The sequence below is a fragment of the Rhodococcus yananensis genome (assembly GCF_020515525.1).
GTDB lineage: Bacteria > Actinomycetota > Actinomycetes > Mycobacteriales > Mycobacteriaceae > Rhodococcus > Rhodococcus yananensis.
This window is the reverse complement of the sequence record NZ_JAIYEP010000012.1, coordinates 57274-78544: the sequence shown is the minus strand read 5'-3', so window position 1 is coordinate 78544 and position 21271 is coordinate 57274. Positions and strand designations below refer to the sequence as shown.

Annotated in this window: 21 protein-coding genes; 10 read left to right on the top strand and 11 right to left on the bottom strand. The window is 69.9% G+C overall.

Annotated elements, in window-relative coordinates; genetic code table 11:
- Positions 1–56: 56 nt before the first annotated feature.
- The 4 genes from LDQ05_RS05325 to LDQ05_RS05310 all read right to left on the bottom strand — a co-directional run bounded on the left by LDQ05_RS05325 (position 57) and on the right by LDQ05_RS05310 (position 4005).
- Positions 57–611, bottom strand: a complete 555-nt coding sequence (locus tag LDQ05_RS05325) for a ferritin (protein ID WP_226435849.1) — start codon at positions 609–611, stop codon at positions 57–59.
- 320 nt (positions 612–931) lie between these two features.
- Positions 932–2287 (bottom strand): LCP family protein, encoded by a 1356-nt coding sequence (locus LDQ05_RS05320; protein WP_372461037.1) that lies wholly within the window; start codon positions 2285–2287, stop codon positions 932–934.
- 84 nt (positions 2288–2371) lie between these two features.
- Positions 2372–3178 (bottom strand): CPBP family intramembrane glutamic endopeptidase, encoded by an 807-nt coding sequence (locus tag LDQ05_RS05315; protein ID WP_226435847.1) that lies wholly within the window; start codon positions 3176–3178, stop codon positions 2372–2374.
- A 56-nt stretch (positions 3179–3234) separates the two neighbouring features.
- Positions 3235–4005 (bottom strand): DUF2470 domain-containing protein, encoded by a 771-nt coding sequence (locus LDQ05_RS05310; protein ID WP_226435846.1) that lies wholly within the window; start codon positions 4003–4005, stop codon positions 3235–3237.
- Positions 4006–4116: 111 nt separating this feature from the next.
- Here LDQ05_RS05310 and LDQ05_RS05305 point away from each other — a divergent pair, with 111 nt between their 5' ends.
- From LDQ05_RS05305 to LDQ05_RS05275, 7 genes are all read left to right on the top strand, one after another.
- Positions 4117–4782 (top strand): hypothetical protein, encoded by a 666-nt coding sequence (locus LDQ05_RS05305; RefSeq protein ID WP_264184477.1) that lies wholly within the window; start codon positions 4117–4119, stop codon positions 4780–4782.
- 57 nt (positions 4783–4839) lie between these two features.
- Positions 4840–5754: a prephenate dehydratase gene (gene pheA, locus LDQ05_RS05300; RefSeq protein WP_226435844.1), complete on the top strand. Its 915-nt coding sequence runs from the start codon at positions 4840–4842 to the stop codon at positions 5752–5754.
- The gene (locus LDQ05_RS05295; protein WP_226435843.1) at positions 5751–6413 is read left to right on the top strand and encodes a histidine phosphatase family protein; all 663 of its coding nucleotides are present in this window, start codon (positions 5751–5753) and stop codon (positions 6411–6413) included. Before pheA ends, LDQ05_RS05295 begins: the two co-directional genes overlap by 4 nt.
- A 231-nt stretch (positions 6414–6644) precedes the next feature.
- Complete coding sequence (locus LDQ05_RS05290; RefSeq protein ID WP_226435842.1) at positions 6645–7694, top strand: ABC transporter substrate-binding protein; 1050 nt, start codon at positions 6645–6647, stop codon at positions 7692–7694.
- Positions 7691–8719 (top strand): FecCD family ABC transporter permease, encoded by a 1029-nt coding sequence (locus tag LDQ05_RS05285; protein WP_226435841.1) that lies wholly within the window; start codon positions 7691–7693, stop codon positions 8717–8719. Before LDQ05_RS05290 ends, LDQ05_RS05285 begins: the two co-directional genes overlap by 4 nt.
- A 7-nt stretch (positions 8720–8726) precedes the next feature.
- Entirely contained in the window at positions 8727–9482 is a 756-nt protein-coding gene (locus LDQ05_RS05280; protein WP_226435840.1) for an ABC transporter ATP-binding protein, read from the top strand.
- Complete coding sequence (locus LDQ05_RS05275) at positions 9479–10405, top strand: LLM class flavin-dependent oxidoreductase (RefSeq protein WP_226435839.1); 927 nt, start codon at positions 9479–9481, stop codon at positions 10403–10405. Before LDQ05_RS05280 ends, LDQ05_RS05275 begins: the two co-directional genes overlap by 4 nt.
- Here LDQ05_RS05275 and LDQ05_RS05270 read toward each other — a convergent pair whose 3' ends face one another.
- Complete coding sequence (locus tag LDQ05_RS05270) at positions 10406–11296, bottom strand: LysR family transcriptional regulator (RefSeq protein ID WP_226435857.1); 891 nt, start codon at positions 11294–11296, stop codon at positions 10406–10408.
- 81 nt (positions 11297–11377) lie between these two features.
- Here LDQ05_RS05270 and LDQ05_RS05265 point away from each other — a divergent pair, with 81 nt between their 5' ends.
- Positions 11378–12592: an MFS transporter gene (locus LDQ05_RS05265; protein ID WP_226435838.1), complete on the top strand. Its 1215-nt coding sequence runs from the start codon at positions 11378–11380 to the stop codon at positions 12590–12592.
- Positions 12593–12756: 164 nt separating this feature from the next.
- Here the strand turns inward: LDQ05_RS05265 and LDQ05_RS05260 are convergent, their stop codons facing one another.
- From LDQ05_RS05260 to LDQ05_RS05245, 4 genes are read right to left on the bottom strand one after another with little or no spacing between them, the layout of a single operon-like run.
- The gene (locus tag LDQ05_RS05260) at positions 12757–14577 is read right to left on the bottom strand and encodes a sugar phosphate isomerase/epimerase and 4-hydroxyphenylpyruvate domain-containing protein (protein WP_226435837.1); all 1821 of its coding nucleotides are present in this window, start codon (positions 14575–14577) and stop codon (positions 12757–12759) included.
- Entirely contained in the window at positions 14577–15467 is an 891-nt protein-coding gene (locus tag LDQ05_RS05255; RefSeq protein ID WP_226435836.1) for a shikimate dehydrogenase, read from the bottom strand. Before LDQ05_RS05255 ends, LDQ05_RS05260 begins: the two co-directional genes overlap by 1 nt.
- On the bottom strand, positions 15454–15948 hold the full coding sequence (locus LDQ05_RS05250; RefSeq protein ID WP_226435835.1) for a type II 3-dehydroquinate dehydratase: 495 nt from the start codon (positions 15946–15948) through the stop codon (positions 15454–15456). Before LDQ05_RS05250 ends, LDQ05_RS05255 begins: the two co-directional genes overlap by 14 nt.
- Entirely contained in the window at positions 15945–17303 is a 1359-nt protein-coding gene (locus tag LDQ05_RS05245; protein WP_226435834.1) for an MFS transporter, read from the bottom strand. The genes LDQ05_RS05250 and LDQ05_RS05245 overlap by 4 nt, the downstream gene beginning before the upstream one ends.
- A gap of 102 nt (positions 17304–17405) precedes the next feature.
- On the opposite strand from LDQ05_RS05245, the gene LDQ05_RS05240 reads away from it, so the two are divergent.
- Together LDQ05_RS05240 and LDQ05_RS05235 are read left to right on the top strand one after the other, a co-directional pair.
- Positions 17406–18434, top strand: coding sequence for a LacI family DNA-binding transcriptional regulator (locus tag LDQ05_RS05240; protein WP_226435833.1), 1029 nt, complete (start codon positions 17406–17408; stop codon positions 18432–18434).
- Positions 18435–18686: 252 nt separating this feature from the next.
- Complete coding sequence (locus LDQ05_RS05235; RefSeq protein WP_226435832.1) at positions 18687–19328, top strand: TetR/AcrR family transcriptional regulator; 642 nt, start codon at positions 18687–18689, stop codon at positions 19326–19328.
- A gap of 9 nt (positions 19329–19337) precedes the next feature.
- Here LDQ05_RS05235 and LDQ05_RS05230 read toward each other — a convergent pair whose 3' ends face one another.
- Both LDQ05_RS05230 and LDQ05_RS05225 read right to left on the bottom strand, forming a co-directional pair.
- Positions 19338–20126 carry an enoyl-CoA hydratase gene (locus LDQ05_RS05230; RefSeq protein WP_226435831.1) on the bottom strand — a complete coding sequence of 263 codons (789 nt, stop codon included), beginning with the start codon at positions 20124–20126 and terminating at the stop codon, positions 19338–19340.
- A gap of 24 nt (positions 20127–20150) precedes the next feature.
- Positions 20151–21122 (bottom strand): NADPH:quinone oxidoreductase family protein, encoded by a 972-nt coding sequence (locus LDQ05_RS05225; RefSeq protein ID WP_226435830.1) that lies wholly within the window; start codon positions 21120–21122, stop codon positions 20151–20153.
- Positions 21123–21271: the final 149 nt, after the last annotated feature.

The window sequence follows — 21271 nt, the reverse complement described above, 5'->3', positions numbered from 1 at the left end:
ACATCCGATCGATCCGATCGATCGGATGTACCCTTCGCTCGTTCCGGGGTGGGGTGTCAGAGCGCGCCGCCCGCGACGGACGGTGCGGATGCGTCTGCGCCACCGGCCTTCGAGTTGATCTCGCGTGCCACGTAGTTCTCGAGGTCGAACAGGTTCTCGCCTGCGCGACCCGCGATGGTCTTCAGCGTCGACATCACCGACACCTCCTCGACCTGTTCCTTGAGGAACCACTGCATGAACTGCTCGCCGAGGTAGTCGCCCTCGTCGCGCGCGGTGCGTGCGAGTTCGACAACCTGGTCGGTGACGCGCTGCTCCTGCTCGAGTGCCAACGCGATGGGTTCGCGGGCATCCTCGAACATCGACGCGGCGGCGTCGACACCGGTGAGTTCGACGGCGATACCGCGGTCCAGGAAGTACTGGACGATCATCATGGCGTGGTTGCGTTCCTCCACGGACTGTCCGTAGAAGAACTTCGCCAGCTGCGGGCAGTCCGCATTGTCGAAGAAGATCGCGATGGCGGTGTACTGGTGCGCCGCATTGAATTCGTTGCGGATCTGATCGTGCAGCAGCGAATGGAATTTGGACTTCGAAGTGTCGCCGATCGTGGTCATGACCGAAACGTTAATGCAGGTCAGAGGCTTTTTCATCCAAGTATTGGCTAGGCTCAGAAGTAGTAGTTTTGCCTATCATGGCTGAATTCAGGGTTGGTTTTCCTGTGGACTACCCGAATTCGTCGCCGCGTGTTTCGCCCGCCGCTGCGCGCATTTCCACCGGTCACGCGGCGCCCGCGACCGGAATCGGGAGTTCCCGGAGCGGGCCGGGCGCACGACCCTCGCGACCGCGCGGAGACACCGGTGCCGGAAATTCCCGCCGCACCGGTGACCATGATCACGACGGGACGCGCCCCGGACGGCGGTCCGGAGCGCGCCGCTCAGCCCGTGGTGAGCAGTTCCGGCGGGATCTGCTGATCGTTCGCGAGGGCGTCGAAGAACGGCAGCGCCCGTTCGCTGTCCCACAGCAGCACATTGCCGCTGCCGTAGACGTCCTGGAATCCACCGACCGGCACCGTCGCCGTCACCGTCTCACCGCGCATCGCCCAGGCGAGCTGCCCGACGTGCCACAGGTGATCGCCTTCGTCGACGCGCAGCGACCTCGCGGCACCCGACACGAGCGGCCACAGCCGGAACGGGTTGAGGAACGTGGTGGGGCTCGTGGCCTTGCTCAGCAACGCCGACATGAACAACCGCTGGTTGTTCATGCGATCCAGGTCGGCGAGGGCGGTGGCGCGGGTGCGGACGAATCCGAGGGCCTCCGCACCGTCGAGTTCCTGGCAGCCCGCCGACAGCTGCAGACCGGCCAGCGGATCGTCGATGTCGTACGGGACGCACACGTCGACCCCGCCGACCGCATCGACGATCGACGCGAATCCGCCGAAGCCGATCTCGGCGTAATGGTCGATGTGGACGCCGGTGGCGCCCTCGACGGTCTGCACGAGCAGTTGCGGACCGCCGAACGCGAATGCGGCGTTGAGTTTGTCCTGCCCGTAGCCGGGTATCGAGACGTACGAGTCGCGGGGCAGGCTCACCATCGTGGTGGCGCCGCTTCCGCGGGGTACGTGGATCAGCAGGATCGTGTCGGTCCGGTCGGCTCCGACATCGCCGCCCGTCGCGAGCTCCTGCTCCTGATCGGGGGTGAGTCCGAGCCGACTGTCGGAGCCGACCAGCAGCCAGTTGGTGCCGGGGGTGTCGCCGACCCGCCCGTCGTAGTCGGCGAGCGCGTCGATCCGCTGGAGTTTGCCGTCGAAGTACACGACCCCCGCGACCGCCGCGACGATCAGGACGACGGCGACCACCGCGAGTCGGCGCAGCGCGCGCCGGAACCCGCCGGGACGACGCCGCCGCGGAGCGGGCTCGGAAGTGGGGCGACGGGGCGGCCCGGCAGGCGGCGGAGCCGCGGCCCGTTTCGGCTCGGTGAATCGCTCGGGTTTCCGGGCGGGGGCCCGGTCGCGCTGCTGCGCGTCGCGGGGCGGAGGGCTCTGCTGTCGCCGGGCCGGCGGTGGAGGGGCCTGACGCCGGGGCGGCACCTGCCGCGGTGGCGGTGCCTGACGTTGTTGCGGCGGTGGCTGCCGCCGCGGCGGTGTGTACGGGGGAGGGGCGGCCTGCGACCACGCCTGCTGATCGGCGGGACGGCGGATGACCTGGTTGCCTTCGGGAGGCGGCCCGGCAGGGCGACCTCCGGCGGGAGGCGGAGGATTCCGGCGGCCGGGGCCCGGCCGGTGCGGCGGCACCTGCGGCGGCCGAGGTCGGTTCCGGGGGGCCTGTTCGTCACCGTTCACCCGCGCAACTCTCCGTTCACCCGGACAACTCTACGGTCAGGGTAGCCACGACACGTGCCCCCGCAGGGCCTGGTATCCGATGAAGGCGACGGTGTCGATCAGTGCGTGGGCCACCACCAGCGGCCACAGTTTCGCGGTGCGCTGCCAGTACCGGCCGAACACGAGACCCATGATCACGTTGCCGACGCCGCCACCCAGCCCCTGGTAGAGGTGATAGCTGCCCCGCAGCAACGCCGACGCGAGCAACGACCCGTTCTCGGACCAGCCGAGCTGCCGCAGCCTCGTGATGATGTACGCGACGACGAGCACTTCTTCGGCGCCGGAGTTCGCGATCGCCCACAGCACCTCGACGGGCAGCCGCCACCACACGTCGGTCAGCACGCTCGGCGCGACCGTCAGATTCACTCCGGCGGCCCGCGCGGCGAGGTAGAACACGAGTCCGGGCAGACCGATGAGGGCGGCCAGGCCCGCGCCGGGCAGCACGTCCCGGCGGAATCCGGGGCGACCGAGACCGATCGTCGCGGGACCGTGACCGCTGCGCCACAGCAGATACACACCCAGCGCGCCCCAGGCGAGCAGACGCACGACGCCGAGGAGTTGGCGGGCCAGATCGATCGCCCCGTGCGTTGCGCGCGGGGTGTTGATCGCGACGGTCTGCTCGGCGAGCGGTTCCGGTGCGAGCGTGGCCTCGAGAAGCGACAGCATGGACGACAGCCCGCTCAGCCCGAACGTGATGAGCAGGACGATCGTGATCTCGATCCACAGGGCCCGGCGTTCGGTGGGGTCGAGCGGTGTGGCAGGTGGCCGCCCGGGTGGATTCAGCCAGTCGCGCAGGATCGTCACCGTCGCGATTCTGCCCGACCGGGACGGGGCCGCGGACCGGACGAACGGTCGACGGTTCAGTGCGTCGACCGCAGGCCGTTCATGAACGGGCATCCGATGAGCATGCGCAGCGCGCGGCTCAACGCGGTCGGGTCGTCGACCGGCTCGTGGAAGGGGATGCGCACGTCGTGGTCGCCCTCGCCGGATTCGATGCGTAGCCGCAGGCCGTAGCGGTCGAGGCCGAGGGGGCGGATGCGTCCGGTGCGGGACGTGCTGGGGATGCGGCGGGCGATGCGGGCGACGATGTCGGCGTGGTCGTCCTCCATGTGCTGGAGCCACGCCGTCTCGTAGATGGCGAACGGATCGGGTGCGGCGTCGAGGACGGCGCCGAGTTCGACGGATTCCGCGCCGGTGGTGTCGGCGGCGACGACGGACGTCAACTCGAGTTGCAGCAGTTCGGTGGTGTGCCCGACATCGAGGAGTTCGGGGTGGGGAAGGATCTCGGCGATCTCGGCGGCCAGGCGGCGGGGTTCGTCGACGGGGCGGAGGGTGCCGCTGAGCCAGATGAGGGAGCGGACGGGATTGTGCAGCCGCAGCGGCGAGTGATCGGTGAGTTCGAGCATCGCCGACAGTCCCGCGGCTCCGGCACGCCAGGCCAGGTCGACGGCGTCGCTGCGGGCCGGCACCACGATCGCGACGTGCCCCTCGTCGTGCAGGTGGTGGACCGTCGTCGAGATCGGATCGCACCCGTCGACGGCGAGCATCGTCGTGTCGGCGCGGATGAGGGCGGTGCGCACGCGTTCGGCGGTGGTCGGTGCCGGAATGTCGGTCGTGGTGGTGGTCTGCATGCCAACCCTCCTCGCTCTTCGTAGGTGAGGCAAACCTAAGTCATTGTGACGGTGGTCGCAAGGGTGTGCCGCGTTAGCCTGGACACCGTGTCGATCCCACTCCCACTCGGAATGCCGCCGTCGCGGGAGGAACCGCGCGGCCTCGTCGAGGCGCTGCTCTCGGGTCGCTACGCCACGCTCGGCGACGTCCCCGCGCGCCCCGGGCCGGCCGACGCGCCGCCGATCGTCCCCGCGTCCGCGCTGACCGAGCGACCCGCCCGCGACATCGTCGCCGAACTCGACGCGTCCGCCGCCGCACCCGAGCCCGCCCGGTGGCGCCCCGTCCGATACCAGCTGACCTGCGCGGTCGCCGACCTCGACGACGTGCTCGCGTTCACCGCACCCGCGCCGCTGGCCGTGTACGTCACCGATGTCGACGATTCCGCTCTCGCCGCCACCGCGCAGGCGCTCACCGACGCCGGTCACATCCCCGGTCTGGCCGTCGGCCACGGCGTCGACGCGATCGCCGACTTCCTGTCGGTCCTCGCCCACGCCACCACCGGTTACGTGGCCCGCGTCGCCGACGCCGACGGGGTGCTCGCACTGCTGGGTGCGACCGCTGCCGCCCTGAGCGGTTTCGATGTGCGCGAGGCGGTGGTCGCGCCCGACCCGGGGCGACTCGTCCGACTCGTCCCCGAGGCCACCGACGCGCTGCGCGAGATCCTTCTCGCCGTGGAGGTCGACGATCCCGGCGTCGTCGCACGGGACCTGGCGGCGCGCGGACTCGGGACACGCTGACCGCGGGTTCACTTCGTCGTCGCGTCGCGGCCACCGGTGGTGCGTAACCTGGATTCCGTGCCACGTATCTCCTACTTCGGTCCGACCGGAACGTTCACCGAGATGGCCCTCGCCCGGTTCGAGGAGCTCGGTGCGTTCGACGCCGCGGTCGACCGGATCGCCGCCCCGAGCCAGCCCGCCGCGCTGCAACTGCTGCGCGACGGCGACGTCGACGGTGCGGTCGTGCCCATCGAGAGTTCCGTCGACGGTTCGGTGTCCCCGACGATGGATGCGCTCGCGCGGGGTACGCGGCTGCAGATCGTCGCCGAGACCGAACTCGACATCGCGTTCACCGTGGTCGTGCGACCGGGCACGACCCGCGACCGCATCGCGACCGTCGGCGCCTACCCGGTCGCGGCGGCGCAGGTGCGCGAGTGGCTGGCCGAGAACCTGCCCGACGCGAGGATCGTCCCCGCGTCCTCGAATGCGGGCGCCGCCGAGGACGTCGCGGCGGGTGACGTGGACGCGGGTGTGTCCACCGCCATCGCCGGGCGGCGGCTCGAACTCGACGTCTACGCGGACGGTGTTGCCGACCACGCCGGCGCACGAACCCGATTCGCTCTGCTCACGCGGCCGGTTCCGGTCCCGGAGCGCACGGGCCGCGACCGCACCTCCGTGATCCTGCAGCTGCCGAACGTACCCGGATCGCTGGTGCGGGCGATGTCCGAGTTCGGCAGCCGCGGAATCGATCTCACCCGCATCGAATCACGTCCCACCCGTGAGGAGTACGGCACGTACTTCTTCCACCTCGACTGCATCGGGCACGTCGACGACCCGCTCGTCGCCGAGGCGCTGCAGGCGCTGCACCGGTTCGCCGGTGTGCGCTTCCTCGGCTCGTGGCCGGCGGTGTCCGATCAGGGGGTTCCTCCCGTGGCGGTCGACGACGACGCGGCGTGGCTCGAACGGCTGCGGCGCGGAGAGGAGCCCCGGTGAGCGGCAGATTGATCCTGGCCCGGCACGGCCAGACGTTCGCGAACGTGGAGCGGCGGCTCGACACCGCCCTCCCCGGTGCAGAACTCACCGATCTCGGTGTCGCACAGGCGAAGACACTCGGAACGAAACTCGTCGAGCGCGCGCCGTCGCTGATCGTGTCGTCGTATGCGATCCGTGCGCGGCAGACCGCGCAGCACGCCGAGGATCCGATCGGTCTGCACGCCGATGCGCGTGAGGGGCTGCACGAGGTGCAGGTCGGGGAGCTCGAGAACCGCAGCGACGAGGAATCGCACAAGCTGTTCATGAAGGTCTACGAGTCGTGGCACGCCGGCGACCTGCGGTCGCGTGTCCCCGGCGGTGAATCCGCGGTCGACGTCCTCGACCGGTTCGTGCCCGTGCTCGACGCGCTGCGCGGTGACTACCTCGAGCAGGGATCCGGCGACATCGTGGTCGTCAGCCACGGCGCCGCGATCCGGCTCGTCGCGGCACGGTTGGGGAAGGTGCCGGGCGGGTTCGCGATCGGGAACCACCTCGCGAACACCGACACCGTCGAACTCGTCCCCGTCGCCGGCGGCGGATGGGAGTGCGTGCGGTGGGCGAAGTTCGAGGCGCCTTTCCACGACACCGCGCGGGCGGGTTCCGACGATCCCATGGGGTGAGCGGACCCGGGTCGGCGGACGGTGAACCGGCTGCCGGCTCGGGTGCGGTGTGCGCGGTGGGCTGAAATCCGGACGTCCAACCCGAGACGGGCAGCGACATGGGTGGAAGTCCGGTGCGAATCCGGCGCGGTCCCGCCACTGTGATCGGCAGCACGAACGGTTGTCGAGAGTCAGGTCGCCCAGCTGACCCGTTCCTGCTTTCGAGGCGTGCGACCTCGGAAAGGAATTGTCGTGTCCGTGGTTCCTCTTCGCCCGATGGGCGTCGCCTCCCCACCCCGATCCGGTCGGAATCGATGGACGCTGCCGGTCGCGGCACTCGCGATCGTGCTGACCACGGCGTCGTGCGGTCAGGCGGTCGACGACACCGACGGTTCCGTGTCCGGGGCCGTCGCGTACGTGGACGCGGACAACTGCGGGGTCACCACCGAGTACACGGCGGTACCGGACCGTGCGGTTGCGTTGACTTCCAATGCAACCGAGACGATGCTCGAACTCGGTCTCGAGGACCACATGGTCGGTACCGCGTACCTGCGGGGACGTGAGATCGCCCCCGCCTACACCGAGGCCTATGCCCGGGTGCCGATCCTGTCGTCCGAGCAGCCCACCATGGAACAGCTCATCGATGTGGAACCGGATTTCGTCTACTCGGGCTACCCCGACGGATTCAGTGAGAAGACCGGACACACCCGCGACCAACTCGCCCAGGTCGGTGTCGACACCCACCTGCATCCCGAAGGGTGCGCCACCGGACCGGTCGAGGTGGACGCCATCTTCACCGAGATCCTCACCGTCGGAGCGATCTTCGACGTCAGCGACCGGGCGGAGGAATCCGTCGCGGCGCTGCGCGAACGCCTCGACGCGGTGCGCGACCGTATCGGTGACACCGAGCCGGTCAAGGTGTTCCTGTACGCGTCCGGGCTCGACTCCGCCTCGACGACAGGTGGCCACAGCATGGCCACGGCACTCATCGAGGCCGCCGGCGGCGAGAACATCTTCGCCGACGTTCCCGAACGCTGGATGAGTGTCTCCTGGGAACAGGTCGCCGACCGTGCCCCGGATGTGATCCTGGTGCGAGAGGAAGGGACCACCCCGCAGTACCGGTCACCGTCGGTGACCACGAAGATCGCGGATCTGCAATCGATCCCCGCCATCGCCGAGACACCCGCCATCCGCAACGAGACGTTCTCGACGATCACGCTCTCGCAGCTGCAGCCCGGCCCGTACTCGATCGACGGCGTCGAGCACCTCGCACGACAGTTCCATCCCGCAGCCTTCGAGTGAACACCCACACCCGACTACGGACGGTTCTCGTCGTCGCCACCGTCGCACTGCTGGTCGTGACGACCGCTGCGATCCTGGTCGGGTCGGTGGGGGTCGATGCGGCCACCGCGTGGCGGATCATCGGGCACCGCATCGTCGGTCCCGCGGTGATCACCCCCGACTGGACCCGAGCGCAGGACCTGATCATCGCCGACACCCGCCTGCCCCGGGTGTTGCTCGCGGGGTGCGTCGGTGCGGGACTGGCCCTGGTGGGTACGGTGATCCAGGCGGTGGTCCGGAATCCGCTCGCCGGACCCGGCATCCTCGGGGTCTCCGCCGGTGCCGCGGTCGGTGCGGTCGCGGTCCTGCGGTTCGGGCTGGGATCGCAGGCGATGCTGCTTCCGCTCGCGGCGTTCGGTGGTGCACTCGCCGCGATGACGATCGTTCTGCTCGTCGCCCGCGGCCGCGGCCCCATCGACCCCGTCCGGTTGGTCCTGGCCGGCGTCGCGGTGTCCTCCGTGCTCGGCGCCTTGACGTCCCTGATGGTGTTGACCTCGCCGGACCAGACACTCGCCGGGCAGGTCCTGCAGTGGACCCTCGGCGGATTCGGTGCGGCGCGGTGGGACACGTTGCTCGTTCCCGCGGTGGGGCTGTTGGTGGCGTGCGCGGTGATGTTCCCGCTGCGGCGCAGCCTCAACGTGCTGCTGACCGGCGACGAGAACGCGACCGCACTCGGTGTCGACGTCGGGCGACTCCGGATCGGCCTGATCGTGTCGTCCACCCTGCTGACCGGAATCCTGGTCTCCGTCAGCGGTGTGGTCGGCTTCGTCGGTCTGATGATTCCGCACATCGCCCGGATGCTGGTCGGTTCGGACCACCGGAGGATGGTGCCCGTCGCGCTGACGGTGGGGGCCGCGTTCGCGATCGGGGCCGACCTGGTGGCCCGGACCGTGATGATCCCGCAGGAGATCCCGGTCGGTATCGTCACGGCCCTCGTCGGGGGCCCGTATTTCGTGTGGCTGCTGCGCCGCACCATGGCGAGGTGACGCGACGATGCTCCGTTTCGATCGTGTGAGCGTCCGCATCGGCGACAACCTGCTCGTCGACGACGTCACCCTCGACATCGCCGCCGGCGAGACCGTCGCGCTCGTCGGCCCGAACGGCAGCGGAAAGTCGACCCTGTTGCGCACCGCCTATCGCGCACTGCGCCCCGCCGCGGGCACCGTCACCCTCGACGGTCGGGACGTGTGGACCACACCGGTGCGGTTCGTCGGCCGCACGGCCGGTGTCGTCGCCCAGCACTCACCCGCAGATTTCCCGCTCACCGTCGCGGACGTCCTGATGCTCGGTCGTGCGGCCCACAAGGGCATGTTCGACGCCGACACCGCGGCCGACAGGGCACTCGTGGTCGCCGCGCTGGAGTCGGTCGACATGGTCGACCGCGCGGAACGTGATTTCGCCCGACTGTCGGGTGGGGAGCGCCAACGGGTCCTCGTCGCCCAAGCGCTGGCGGGGCAGCCGTCGGTGTTGCTCTTCGACGAACCGACCAACCACCTCGACCTGCGTCATCGACTGGGACTCATGCGCATGATCCGTGACCGCGGCGGCACCGCCGTCGTGGCGCTGCACGATCTGGATCTGGCCGCTCGGTTCTGCGACCGCATCGCCGTCCTCGAGCGCGGCCGACTGTGGGGTGTCGGCGCTCCGGCGGAGATCGTCACCAGCGAACTGCTGGCGGAGGTCTACGGCGTCGACGCCGACATCCTGCCGCACCCCCGCGACCGCAGTCCCATGGTGGTGCCGACGTGACGGAGTGGGGTGTGCTCACCCACGTCGACGCCGGATCGTCACCGGTGGACGGCATCCACGATGCGATCCGTCTCGCCCGCACCGCCGAGGACCTCGGGTTCGAGTCGTTCTGGGTGGCTCAACACCGCTTCGGGGAGCAGGGCGGCGCGATGCCCAGCCCGCTCGTGCTGCTCGCCGCGATCGCCCGGGAAACCACCACCATTTCACTCGGAACAGCCTCGATCGCAGCGGTATTCGACGATCCCCGGCGGATCCTCGAGGATGCGGCGGCGGTCGATGCGTTGTCGTCCGGTCGTCTGCAGCTGGGATTCGGGAGCGGTTCCTCGCCGGATACCTCACGGATGTGGGGCATCGACCACGCCGACCGCCACACCCGCTTCTGGAGTTCCGTCGACACCGTGGTCGACGCCGCGGTGTCCGGAATCGGGCCGGTGGGTTCCCGTCGACCCGTCGTTCCGCCGACGGAGACGTTGCCGCAGCGGATGTGGGTGACCACCGGGAGCGATGACGGCGTCGAATGCGTCGTTGCGCGTGGCCTGGGGTTGATCGCCGGACGTCGACGCGTCGACGATCGGGGCCCCCGATTCGAGGACGAACGCGTCGTCGGTCTCATCTCCCGGTACCGATCCGCTCTGGGATCCGCGGCGCGCGTCGCGATTTCGAGGCCGGTGCTGATCGCCGACACTGCGCGGTCGGCAGACGAGTTGCGGTTGCAGGAACAGCGCGGTCGAGCGGCGTCGCGGCGCGCCGCCCGGCATTCGATCGTGGGCAGCTCCGAACAGTTCGTTTCCGGTCTGTCGGACGATCCCGCGCTTCCCCTGGCCGATCACCTCCTCGTCCACACCCGTCCCGTGGCCCTGCCGCATGCCCGTCAGGTCGAGAACCTGCGGTGCATCGCCGAACGCGTCCGTCCGCACCTGTGATCACCGCCGGCCCGGCGCATCCCGACCGTCACGTACCGGAAGCAGTCCGAGGAGGGCGCGCGCGGCCGGGTTGGTCGGTGCGTCCGATCTGGCGACGAGGGCGAGCCGCCGCGATGCCCGCGGTGTGATGCGCAGGGATGTCAGGTCGCTGGTCCGCGCGATCGGTTCGGGAACCACGGCGACACCCAACCCGTGTCGTACCAGTTCGATCAGGCGTGTCATGTCGCCGATCCGGAAGGTGATGCGCCGCTGCACATCCGCGCGTGCGAAGAGCGCGGCGACGGTGGTCTGCAATCCGGGGCCGGCCTCGAAGTCGATGAACGGGAACGGCGCGAGATCGGTGAGGGCGACGCACGCCGATCCGGTGAGGGGATGGTCGCGGGCGACCACCACGACGAGCTCCTCCTCGTAGTCGCGGAGCACCGTCGGTCCGGGCGGCAGCGGGTCGGTGTCCAACGCGACGAACGCCAGATCCAGGTCGCCGCCGGTCAGTCCGTCGACCAACTCCGTCGACGTCGCCTCCCGCAGATGCACCTCGACGGCGGGGTGATCGGCGTGGAACCGGGCGAGGAGCGCGGGCAGGTCGACGGCGACGAACGTCTGCACCGTCCCGACCGCGAGGGTGCCCGCCCGGACCTGGGCGATCTCCGCGACCGCCGCATGTGCGGCGGCCATGTCGCCCACCAGTTGCCGGGCGTGCGCGTGGAGCGCGCGCCCGGCGGCGGTGAGCAGGACGGTGCGGGTGGTGCGTTCGAACAGTGCCACACCCAGTTCCCGTTCCAGCGCGCGGATCGACGAACTCAGCGCGGACTGGGACATGTGCAGTTCCTCGGCGGCGCGCGTGAAGTGACCTCGGTGCGCCACCGCCAGGAACTGCTGCAATCGGCGCATCTCCACTGATCGATGTTATCTCTGAATCAGATCGATGTTTCCCGTTGGACAGATCAGTCATGGCGGCCCGATGCTCGGGACATGAGCAGCGGAGACCGCATGGATCGGAGTTCGGTGGCAGTCATGGCGCTCGCCTCCGGTCTGGTGGTGGCGAACAGCTACTACGCGCAGCCGCTGGTCGCGGCGATCGCGGAGAGCCTCCACGCGTCCGACACCACGGTCGGCCTCGTGGTGACGGCGGGACAGGTGGGGTACGCGCTGGGACTGGCGTTCCTCGTGCCGCTCGGCGACATGATCGAGCGACGACGGCTGCTGAACGTGATGCTCACGGTGACCGCTGCGGGATTGCTGGTGATGGCGACCGCGCCCACCTGGCAGGTGCTCGCCGCCGCTGCCGTGGTCGTGAGCACCGGTTCGGTGGTCGGCCAGATCCTGGTTCCCTTCGCCGCGACACTCGCCCACGACACCGAACGGGGACGCGTCATCGGCAACGTCATGACCGGTCTGCTGTTGGGCATCCTGCTGTCCCGGGTTGTCGCGGGTCTGCTCGCCGAGGTGTTCGGTTGGCGCGGTGTGTTCGTCGTGGCGTCCGCGCTGATGTTGCTGACTCTCGTGCTCGTGCGGCGCCTACCGGTGGTCGCGCCGACCGCGCCCTCCCGGTACCCGGCGGTGTTGGCGTCGGTGTGGCGCATCGCACGTGACGAACCCGTGCTGCGGCGCCGCATGGGCTACGGTGCTCTCACCTACGCATCGTTCGGGGTGTTCTGGACATCGATCGGATTTCTGCTCGCCGGTGGCGATTCCGGTTGGTCGGACGCGCAGATCGGGTTGTTCACCCTCGTCGGGGTCGCCGGTGCGCTCGCCGCCCGGATCGCGGGTACCCTCGCCGACCGCGGGTTCGCGCGGAAACAGACGGGTGTGTTCGTCGCAGCGACCGCGGGTGCCTTCGCGCTGATCGCGGTGGGGGAACACCACGTGGCCGCGCTGGCGGTGGGGGTCGCGCTCCTCGAACTCGGCATCCAGGGCACCCACATCAGCAACCAGAGCCTGATCTACACGCTGCGGCCCGACGCGGGCAGCCGTGTCAACACCGCGTACATGACGAGCTACTTCCTCGCCGGAGCGCTCGGCAGCGCCGCCTCCACCGTGGCGTACCTGACGCACGGGTGGACGGCGGTGTGTGTTCTCGGGGCGCTGTTCCCCGTGTGCGGACTGCTCGTGTGGCTCGACGACATGCGTCGTCCGTCCGAGTCGCCCGTTCCGTCCGAGTCACCCGTGGAGTTGCGTTCCGCATGATGGCGTACGAGACCCGCACCGTTCCCGTTGTCTCGGCTCGTCCGCCCATTCCTGGATCTGTTCGTCCGTGACGGGTCGGCTGTCGATCGTCTCGTCGGCCATGCCTATCAGTGCGATACGGAACTCGAGGAGGTCGGGTGACCGACAGTGAAGGCGGTCGTCGGTCAGCGTCCCTGTGTCGCCAACCGCACGGGCGCATTCACCGACCCGTACCCGTCGTATCCGCCGCGCCGTTCGAGTAGTTCCACCGAGAAACCACCCTCGAGCGGCAGCGTGTAGGCGTGCAGGAACTCGCCGTCCCCCACCCGGTCGTAGAGCAGTCCGTGTTCGCGGAGGGTGGTGAGGACACCGGGCTCGAGCGCGAAGCGGGCATCCAGATCGACGTAGTAGTTCTCCGGCGGACGCAGGAACTCGACGCCGTCGGCGCGCGCTCGGGCGACCGCAGCCACGACATCGTGCGTCGCGAACGCCAACTGCGTGATGCCGTACCGCCGCGGCTCGTCGGCGCCGGTGTCGGAGACCTGCAGCGCCACCCGCAGACCACCCTTCTCGGCGCGCAACGCCCGGATCCGCAACCGCCCGTGCGGCTGCATGTACTCCTCCGGGTTCTCCGGACGCAACCCGAAGAGCGTACGGAAGAAGGAGATCTCCTGGTTCAGTTCGTCTTCGGCGACCGTGATGTCGACGTGGTCGAGGCCGAGCCAGTCGCCACCCGACCCGGATTCCGCGGCGGGAAGGAAATCGGTGTGCCAGTCGTCGGTCAGACCGGGCTCGGCGCTGACGAACACGTGCAGGCCCGAAGGCGACGTGACGCCCGGAAGGCCGGCTTCGCCCGTGCCGCGGGCACGGTCCACCGCCGGCCACAGCAGGACGTCGGCGCGTTCGGCGACGTCCGGCACCGACGGCGCGACCAGCCCGAGCGCCGTCGCACCGGGGCCGGGTGCGGGCTGCTCGTTGAGCACCACGTCGGCGCCGCCGTTGCGCCACCGCACGACCGGCTTGCTGCGATGCCGGCCCGCGACGCGGAAACCCAATCCCGTCAACAATTCCGAGTAGCGAGATCCGGTGGGTGCGGCGAGTTCCACGAACGCGACATCGGTGCGCGCAGGCACGGGCGGCGCGACGGTGACCGAGGCACCGACGGAGGCCCGTCGTGCGAGACCGTCCTCGAGGAAGAGCAGCGACCGCATGCCGTCGCGGGCGGTGACGTACGGGTCCGCCTCGCGGACGACGTCGCTGAAGATCTCGAGCGAGACGGGACCGCGGTATCCGGCGCGCAGCACGGCCGCCACGACGCCGGTGACGTCGAGGGTGCCCTGTCCGGGGAAGCACCGGAAGTGACGGCTCCATTCGAGCACGTTCATGTCGAGCACCGGGGCGTCGGCCACCTGCACGAAACCGATGCGGTCGCCGGGGACACCGGCCAGCGCGGCGCCGTCGTCGCCGCGCGCGAGCATGTGGAAGGTGTCGACGGCGAGGGTCACGGCCGCATGATCGGCGCGCCGCACGATGTCCCAGGCGGTGCCCACCCGGTCGACGTGCCGACCCCACGCGAGCGCCTCGAACGCCACGGTGGCCCCGAACTCGGCGGCCAGCTCGCCGACCGCGCGTAGCTGAGCGGCGGACAGTTCGGGATCGTCGATCGCATCGGGCAGGGCGTTGGAGCAGGCCAGGAACACGGATGCGCCGAGTTCCGACATCACCTCGAGTTTGCGCCGCACCCGGTGCAGGACGGCGGGGAACCGGTCGGGGTGCACACCCTCGATGTCGCGTACCGGCTGGAACAGATCGATCGACAGGCCCAGGTCGGCGCAGCGCTGCGCCACCTCCCGCGGCGACAGCGGGGACGCGATCAGGTCGTTGTCGAACAGTTCGATCCCGTCGAAGCCGGCGGCGGCGATCGCGTCGAGCTTGTCGGTGAGGGTGCCGGACAGGGACACGGTCGCGATGCCCGTCCGGAACAGGTGTGTGCGTGCGCCGGACATCAGCGGGTCAGCTCCTCGAAGTGCTGCACCATCCGTTCGGCGTCGGGCACGTGCCCGGTGAAGTGTTCGAACGCGGCGACTGCCTGGAACACGGCCATGCCGCCGCCCGGCACGACACGACAGCCCCGCGACCGGGCGAGTCGGATCAGTTCGGTTTCGAGCGGGAAGTACACGACGTCGGACACCCACAGGTCGTCGCGGACGAGTGCGGCCGGGACGGGCAACCCCGGGTGCCCGGTCATGCCGGTGGGGGTGGCGTTGACCAGTCCTCGGGCCTGCGCGAGGGCACCGGCGAGGTCGTCGGTGGCGCGCACCCGGTCGGCGCCGAAGCGCGCGGCCAGCCGTGCGGCGCACGCTTCGGCCTTCGCGGTGTCGAGGTCGACGACCGCGACGTGTTCGGCACCCTGATCGAGCAGCGCGTATCCGACGGCGGCGCCGGCGCCGCCGGTGCCGACGAGGACGGCGGGGTCGGTGACGGCGTCGGGCAGCCTTCGCCGGAACGCGCGTCCCCAGCCCGTCCAGTCGGTGTTGCGGCCCAGCGCGCACCCGTCGCGGAACACCACGGTGTTCACGGCACCCAGATCACGTGCGTCGTCCGACAGGTCGTCGAGGTGCTCGATGATGCGCTGTTTGAACGGGTGGGTGACGTTGATGCCGTCGAATCCGAGTCGCCGCACCCACGTGAGTATCTCGGGGAGATCGTCGGCACCGTAGCCGAGGCGATCGGCGTCGAGCAGCCGGTAGGTGAGGTTGAGGCCCGTTTCGCGGCCCTCGCGCTCCTGCATCGCGGGGGTGAGGGAGCCGCCGATCCCGGCGCCGACGAGGCCGAGCGCGAAGGACGTCTTCGTCGGTGTGGACGTGACGGCGGGTACGGACTCAACGAGCGACATGGTGGAGCTCCTGCGGGACGGTGACGGCTTCGGTGCGTGCTGCGAGATCGAGTGCCGCGAGGTGGTGCAGCGCGAACGCGTATCCGGCGGGGCCGCATCCGGCGATGACGGCCGTCGCGACGGGGGAGACGTACGAGACCTGCCGGAAGGACTCGCGGGCGTGGATGTTGGTCAGGTGCACCTCGACGACGGGGGCGGTGGTGGTGACCAGCGCGTCGTGCAGGGCGATCGACGTGTGCGTCCAGGCGCCGGCATTGACGACGAAACCTGCTGCGGTGGTACGGAGTTCGTGGATCGATTCGATCAGGACGCCCTCGTGGTTGGTCTGCCGGAAGTCGAGGTCGTAGCCGAGGGTGTCGGCGGTGCGTGTGCAGAGGGCTTCGACGTCGGCGAGCGTGTCGGTGCCGTACAGCTCGGGTTGGCGTGCGCCGAGCAGGTTCAGGTTGGCGCCGCTCAGCACCGCGAGGATCGGGCGGGTCATCGCGTGACACCTGCCGGGACGGGCGCCGCGACGGCGGGTGCCGGTGACTGTCCCAGATCGCGGGTGTGCACCCGGTGGGTTCCGGAGGGGCCGCTGAGCACCGCGATCGCGGAGATCACCACGGCTCCGGCCGCGAACAGGGCCACGAGATACCAGTTGTCGCGGTTACCGCCCATCAGTGCGCCGGCGATCGCGGGGGTGAAACCGGCCAGGGCGAAACCGAACTGGGTACCGACGGCCATGCCGGAGAGGCGGACGCTCGTGGGGAAGTATTCGGCGTAGGTGGCGGGCCAGCAGGCGTTCGGCATGCTGTAGACGACACCGGCGAGCAGGATGCCCGTGCCGAGCACGAGCGGTGTGTTGCCGATCGAGATCGCCCACAGGAACACCGTGGCGGTCACGGCGGTACCGACGAGGCCGGACAGGAACACCGGCTTGCGGCCGACGCGGTCGGACAGGGACGCCCACATCGGGATGGTGCCCACCGCGATGATGTTCGCGACGATCGCGAGCCACAGCATGGTCGTCGACGAGATCCCGATGCCGTATTCGTCGGCGGTCGCGAAGCTCAGGGCGAACACCTGGAAGACGGTGTTGACCATCGCGATGAACGAGGCGAAGAACACGCGCAACACACCGCGCCAGTGGTGGCGGAACAGGACGGCGAGCGGGGCGGGCGGTACCTCGGCGTGCGATTTCTCGGAACGGAACTCGGGGGTTTCGTCGAGGGTGGTGCGGATGATGAAGCCGACGACCAGCAGTGCGGCGCTGACCCAGAACGGGATGCGCCAGCCCCACGCGTGCAGTTGCTCGTCGGACAGCAGGGCGATGACCGGCAGGAACACCAGCGGGGCGAGTACCTGCCCGCCCTGGGTGCCGCTGAGTGTCCAGCTGGTGAAGAAGCCGCGCCGGTTGTCGGGGGCGTGCTCGAACGACATCGAGTTGGCGCCGGCCTGCTCGCCGGCGGCCGACAGACCCTGCATCAGACGCAACGTCACGAGCAGCGCGGGTGCGACGAGACCGATCTGGTCGTAGGTGGGCAGGCAGCCGATCAGGAACGTCGAGACGCCCATCAGCAGCAGGGTGCCGATGAGGATCTGCTTGCGCCCGAACCGGTCGCCGATGTGGCCCATCAGGAACGAGCCGAAGGGCCGGGCGATGTAGGCGACGCCGAACGTCGCGAGGGAGGCGACGGTCGCGGCGGCCTGGTTGCCTTCGGGGAAGAAGATGGTGGGAAAGACGAGTGCGGCGGCGGTGCCGTAGATCGCGAGGTCGTAGTACTCGAGTGCGCTGCCACTCCAGGCGGCCAGCGCCGCCTTGCGGGGCGTGCGCTGCACGGTGGTCGTGTCTGCCATGGGATTGCCCTTCGGAATCTGCATCGATTGTCGGCGAATTCGACGCTAAAGGTGGCTCCCGTCACATGGCAATCGATTGCCATTTTTTGCCATACTGGGCGAATGGGCCCCACACCGAACCCGCCGCCACCGAATCGGCGCCGCCGCGCGACCATCACCGACGTCGCGCGGGCAGCGGGGGTGGCCGCGTCGACGGTGTCCCGCGCGTTCAGCAATCCGAATCGGGTCAACGCGCACACCCGCGAGCACGTCCTCGGTGTCGCAGCGGAACTGGGCTACAGCCCCAACCCGACCGCCCGGGCCCTCGAGTCGGGGCGCAGCAACACGTTCGCCCTGCTCGTCCCCGACATCACCAACCCGTACTTCGCCGGCGTCATCAACGGTGCCGAGCAGGCCGCCACCGCGGCGGGCCGCACCCTCGTGCTCGGCAACACCCGGGAGAGCGCGTCCACGGAGGAGCAGCTGGTGCGGCGTCTCGGTCCCGCCGTCGACGGCTTCGTGCTCGCCGCGTCCCGACTGCCCGACGACGAGTTGCGCCGTGTCGCCGGGCTCAATGCCGTCGCCCTCGTCAACCGCGCGACCCGCGATGTCTCGTGCGTCGTCGCCGACTACGACTCCGGCAGCCGGCAGATCGTCGACCACCTGGCCTCCCTCGGCCACCGGTCGATCCTGGTGCTCGGCGGCCCACCCGAGTCGTGGTCGGGGGCGCGCCGCTGGGCGGGACTGCAGGCCGCTGCGGCCCAGCACGACATGCAGGTCCGACGCTTCGGGCCCTATCCGCCGACCCTCGGGGGCGGCCCCGCCGCGGCCGATGCCGCGGTCGCCGCGCGCGCCACCGCCGTCGTGTGCCACAACGACATGCTCGCCATCGGGGTGCTGCGCCGGCTCGCCGAACGCGGCGTCGACGTGCCCGGGGAGGTCAGCGTCGTCGGGTTCGACGACATGTTCGGCGCAGACCTGTGCAGCCCGTCCCTGACCACGCTCGCCGAACGCACCGCCGACGCGGGTGCACGCGCCATCGAGATGCTCGGCCGGCAGGTGTACGAGGGGGTGGCCGAGCCGGTGCAGCTGGTGTTGCCCACCCATCTCGTCGTGCGCGCGTCGACGGATCGAGCCGCGGTTCGACCGTGACCCGGGAGTCCCCGGCGCGAGCGAGTGGTACTCGCGCCTGGTCGAAGCCAAGTCCGACCTGTTCGGGAGCCCCCGGCGCGAGCGAGTGGTACATACATTCGATCTGACCGATCGTGTGTACCACTCGCTCGGACGAGCGGCAGGGGTGTCGGTCGCCCGTCGGGGGTGGTCACACCCGTGGCGGCACGATGCCCGCGACGCACGGGTATCCTCTACCGGTCCGGATGTAGCGATCGATAGGTGGATGAGTACATGGGGAGTCCCACCGATGACACCGTCGCGGAGGGAGTGCCCGCGCCGGACTGGCGGACCCTCGAGCCGATGGAGCTCAGCCCCATCCTCGCGGCGAGCCTCGAGGCCTTCTACGAAACCGGCTTCCACGGCACCTCGGTGCGTGCCATCGCGCGCCGTGTCGGCGTCACCGTTCCCGCGCTGTACTACCACCACGAGAACAAAGAAGGCCTGCTCATCGCGCTGCTCGAGCTGTCGACGAGCGACGTACTGCAGCGGGTGAACGCCGCCGACGCCGACGGCGGCGACGATCCCGTGCGGCGGCTGTCCAACGTCATCGAGGCGATCGTGCTGCGTATGACGATGCGTGCGCGACTCGCGGCGATCGAGGGGGAGGCCCGCTATCTGAGCCCGGAGAACCGGCAGCGCTACCGCGCGGTCCGCAAGGGGATCGAGCAGATCGTCCGGGGGATCATCCGGGACGGTGTCGACGCGGGCGTCTTCGACGTGGAGGATCCGGCCGAGATCACCCGGGCGCTGCTGGGCATGTGCCAGTCGATCCCGCGCTGGTACCACGCGGAGGGCACCCTCAGCCCGCAGGAGGTCGCGCGCAAGTACGTCGCGATCACCTCGAAGGTGGTCGGGGTGGCGCCCCCGGCGTGACGGCGCGCGTCACCGGTTCCGGAAATCGGCCTTCCGCTTCTGCTCGAACGCGCGAACGCCCTCGCGGAAGTCGGGGCCGGCGAGCAACTGCATCTGCCCGTCGAACTCGCGACCGAGCGCACCGTCGAGTTCGGTGAGCGTGGTGGCGTTGATCGCGTGCTTCGTGGCGGCGTAGGCATCGACCGGGCCGCCGGCGAGACGCGCGGCGAGTTCGTCGACGCGGGCGTCGAAGTCGTCGTCGGCGTAGACGTCGGCGATCAGTCCCGCGGCCAGCGCCTCGGCGGCGGGCAGTCGCTCGGCGAGCAATGCCATTCTCATCGCGCGGGCCCGACCGACCGACGCCGCGACCAGCGCGGTCGCGCCGCCGTCCGGCATCAGTCCGATGCGGGTGAAGGCGAGCAGGAAGTACGACGACTCGGATGCGACGGTCAGGTCGCAGGCCAGCGCCAGCGACACCCCGACCCCGGCGGCGGCGCCGTTCACCGCGGCGATCACCGGTCGCGGGAAGTCCCGGACGGTGGTGGCGACACGGTTGGCGGCGTCGAGGGTGTCGGTGCTCGGCGGACCCGACAGGTCGCGTCCGACGATGTCGGCGCCCGAGCAGAATGCCCGCCCGCCCGCACCGCCGACGATCGCGACGCGGATCGTCTCGTCGCCGGTGTACTTGTCGAAGGCGTCGGCGACGGCGTCGAGGGTCTCGGCTTTCACGGCGTTCATGCGGTCGGGACGGTTGATGGTGACGCGCAAGGTGCCGTTCTCGACGGTGACGTCGACGCCCGGTTCGTGATCGGTGCTCATGGTGATCTCTCCGTCGGTGGGGGTTCAGGGTCGGAGCGAGAGCGCGACTTTGCCTGTCGCGGTTCGGGTTCCGAGGGATGTCAGGGCGGCCGCGGCGTCGGCGAGAGGGTAGACGGTGGGTTCGGGGACCTGCAGTGCACCGGAGTGCAGCAGCGGTGCGAGGACGTCCCACTGGCGGCGTGGGTAGCCGGGGTCGCGCCGGATGAACTCGCCCCATCCGGCGCCGACCACCGAGATGTTTTTCAGGAGCAGGCGATTGACCTTCACAGTGGGGATCTCGCCGCCGGTGAACCCGAGGACCACGACGCGGCCGCCGGGAGCGAGGCTGCGGAGGCTGTCGGTGAAGCGGTCGCCGCCGACCGGGTCGAGGACGATGTCGACGCCGCGGCCGTCGGTGACCTCGAGGGTCTGTTGCTTGAAGCTTTCGGCGAACACGACGTGGGTCGCGCGGTTCGCGCGCGCCACTTCGGCTTTCGCCTCGGTGCTGACGACCGCGACGGTCTCGAGGCCGAGTGCCGCGCAGAGTTGCAGGGCGGCGACACCGACCCCGCCCGCGGCACCGTGGACGAGGACGGTGTCGCCGGTGCGGTAGCGGGCGCGTTCGTCGAGGGCGAAGTGCACGGTGAGGTAGTTCAGGAGCAGTCCGGCGCCGGCGGTCGACGACACCGAGTCCGGCAGCGGGAACACGGACTCGGGGCCGACGACGACGGTCTGCTGCCACGATCCGTCGGCGGCGAGTACCGCGACGCGTTGTCCGGCTGCGACACCGCTGCCGTCGGGTGCGGAGCGGACGATTCCGGCACCTTCGGTGCCGAGAACGCACGGCAGGGAGCGCACCACCTGGTAGGCGCCGGTGGTCTGCAGGAGGTCGGGGAACGACACCCCGGCGGCGTCGAGGTCGACGACGACGCCGGTGCCGTCGGATTCCGGTTCGGGGATCTCGGTGGCGCGCACGCCGTCGGGGCCCGTGTTCTCCATCAGTTGCGCTGCCTGCATGACTCTCCTGGACCGAAACGTCGGCGGTGTCGAAATCGTATGAAAATCCTTACCAGACGAAACGGAATGGACGCCACCGTCGGAGACCGTTGACCGTGCCCCGGTTCTCTGGTAGTCCTTTAGCGATCGATAAGTAACGACGGACACAC

Excerpts from the sequence above, each read along its gene's own strand:
- LDQ05_RS05325 (WP_226435849.1), bottom strand. The coding sequence starts at position 611 with ATGACCACGATCGGCGACACTTCGAAGTCCAAATTCCATTCGCTGCTG.
- LDQ05_RS05310 (WP_226435846.1), bottom strand. The coding sequence starts at position 4,005 with ATGCAGACCACCACCACGACCGACATTCCGGCACCGACCACCGCCGAA.
- LDQ05_RS05305 (WP_264184477.1), top strand. The coding sequence starts at position 4,117 with ATGCCGCCGTCGCGGGAGGAACCGCGCGGCCTCGTCGAGGCGCTGCTC.
- LDQ05_RS05280 (WP_226435840.1), top strand. The coding sequence starts at position 8,727 with ATGCTCCGTTTCGATCGTGTGAGCGTCCGCATCGGCGACAACCTGCTC.
- LDQ05_RS05270 (WP_226435857.1), bottom strand. The coding sequence starts at position 11,296 with ATGCGCCGATTGCAGCAGTTCCTGGCGGTGGCGCACCGAGGTCACTTC.
- LDQ05_RS05265 (WP_226435838.1), top strand. The coding sequence starts at position 11,378 with ATGAGCAGCGGAGACCGCATGGATCGGAGTTCGGTGGCAGTCATGGCG.
- LDQ05_RS05260 (WP_226435837.1), bottom strand. The coding sequence starts at position 14,577 with ATGTCCGGCGCACGCACACACCTGTTCCGGACGGGCATCGCGACCGTG.
- LDQ05_RS05255 (WP_226435836.1), bottom strand. The coding sequence starts at position 15,467 with ATGTCGCTCGTTGAGTCCGTACCCGCCGTCACGTCCACACCGACGAAG.
- LDQ05_RS05250 (WP_226435835.1), bottom strand. The coding sequence starts at position 15,948 with ATGACCCGCCCGATCCTCGCGGTGCTGAGCGGCGCCAACCTGAACCTG.
- LDQ05_RS05245 (WP_226435834.1), bottom strand. The coding sequence starts at position 17,303 with ATGGCAGACACGACCACCGTGCAGCGCACGCCCCGCAAGGCGGCGCTG.
- LDQ05_RS05240 (WP_226435833.1), top strand. The coding sequence starts at position 17,406 with ATGGGCCCCACACCGAACCCGCCGCCACCGAATCGGCGCCGCCGCGCG.
- LDQ05_RS05235 (WP_226435832.1), top strand. The coding sequence starts at position 18,687 with ATGGGGAGTCCCACCGATGACACCGTCGCGGAGGGAGTGCCCGCGCCG.
- LDQ05_RS05230 (WP_226435831.1), bottom strand. The coding sequence starts at position 20,126 with ATGAGCACCGATCACGAACCGGGCGTCGACGTCACCGTCGAGAACGGC.
- LDQ05_RS05225 (WP_226435830.1), bottom strand. The coding sequence starts at position 21,122 with ATGCAGGCAGCGCAACTGATGGAGAACACGGGCCCCGACGGCGTGCGC.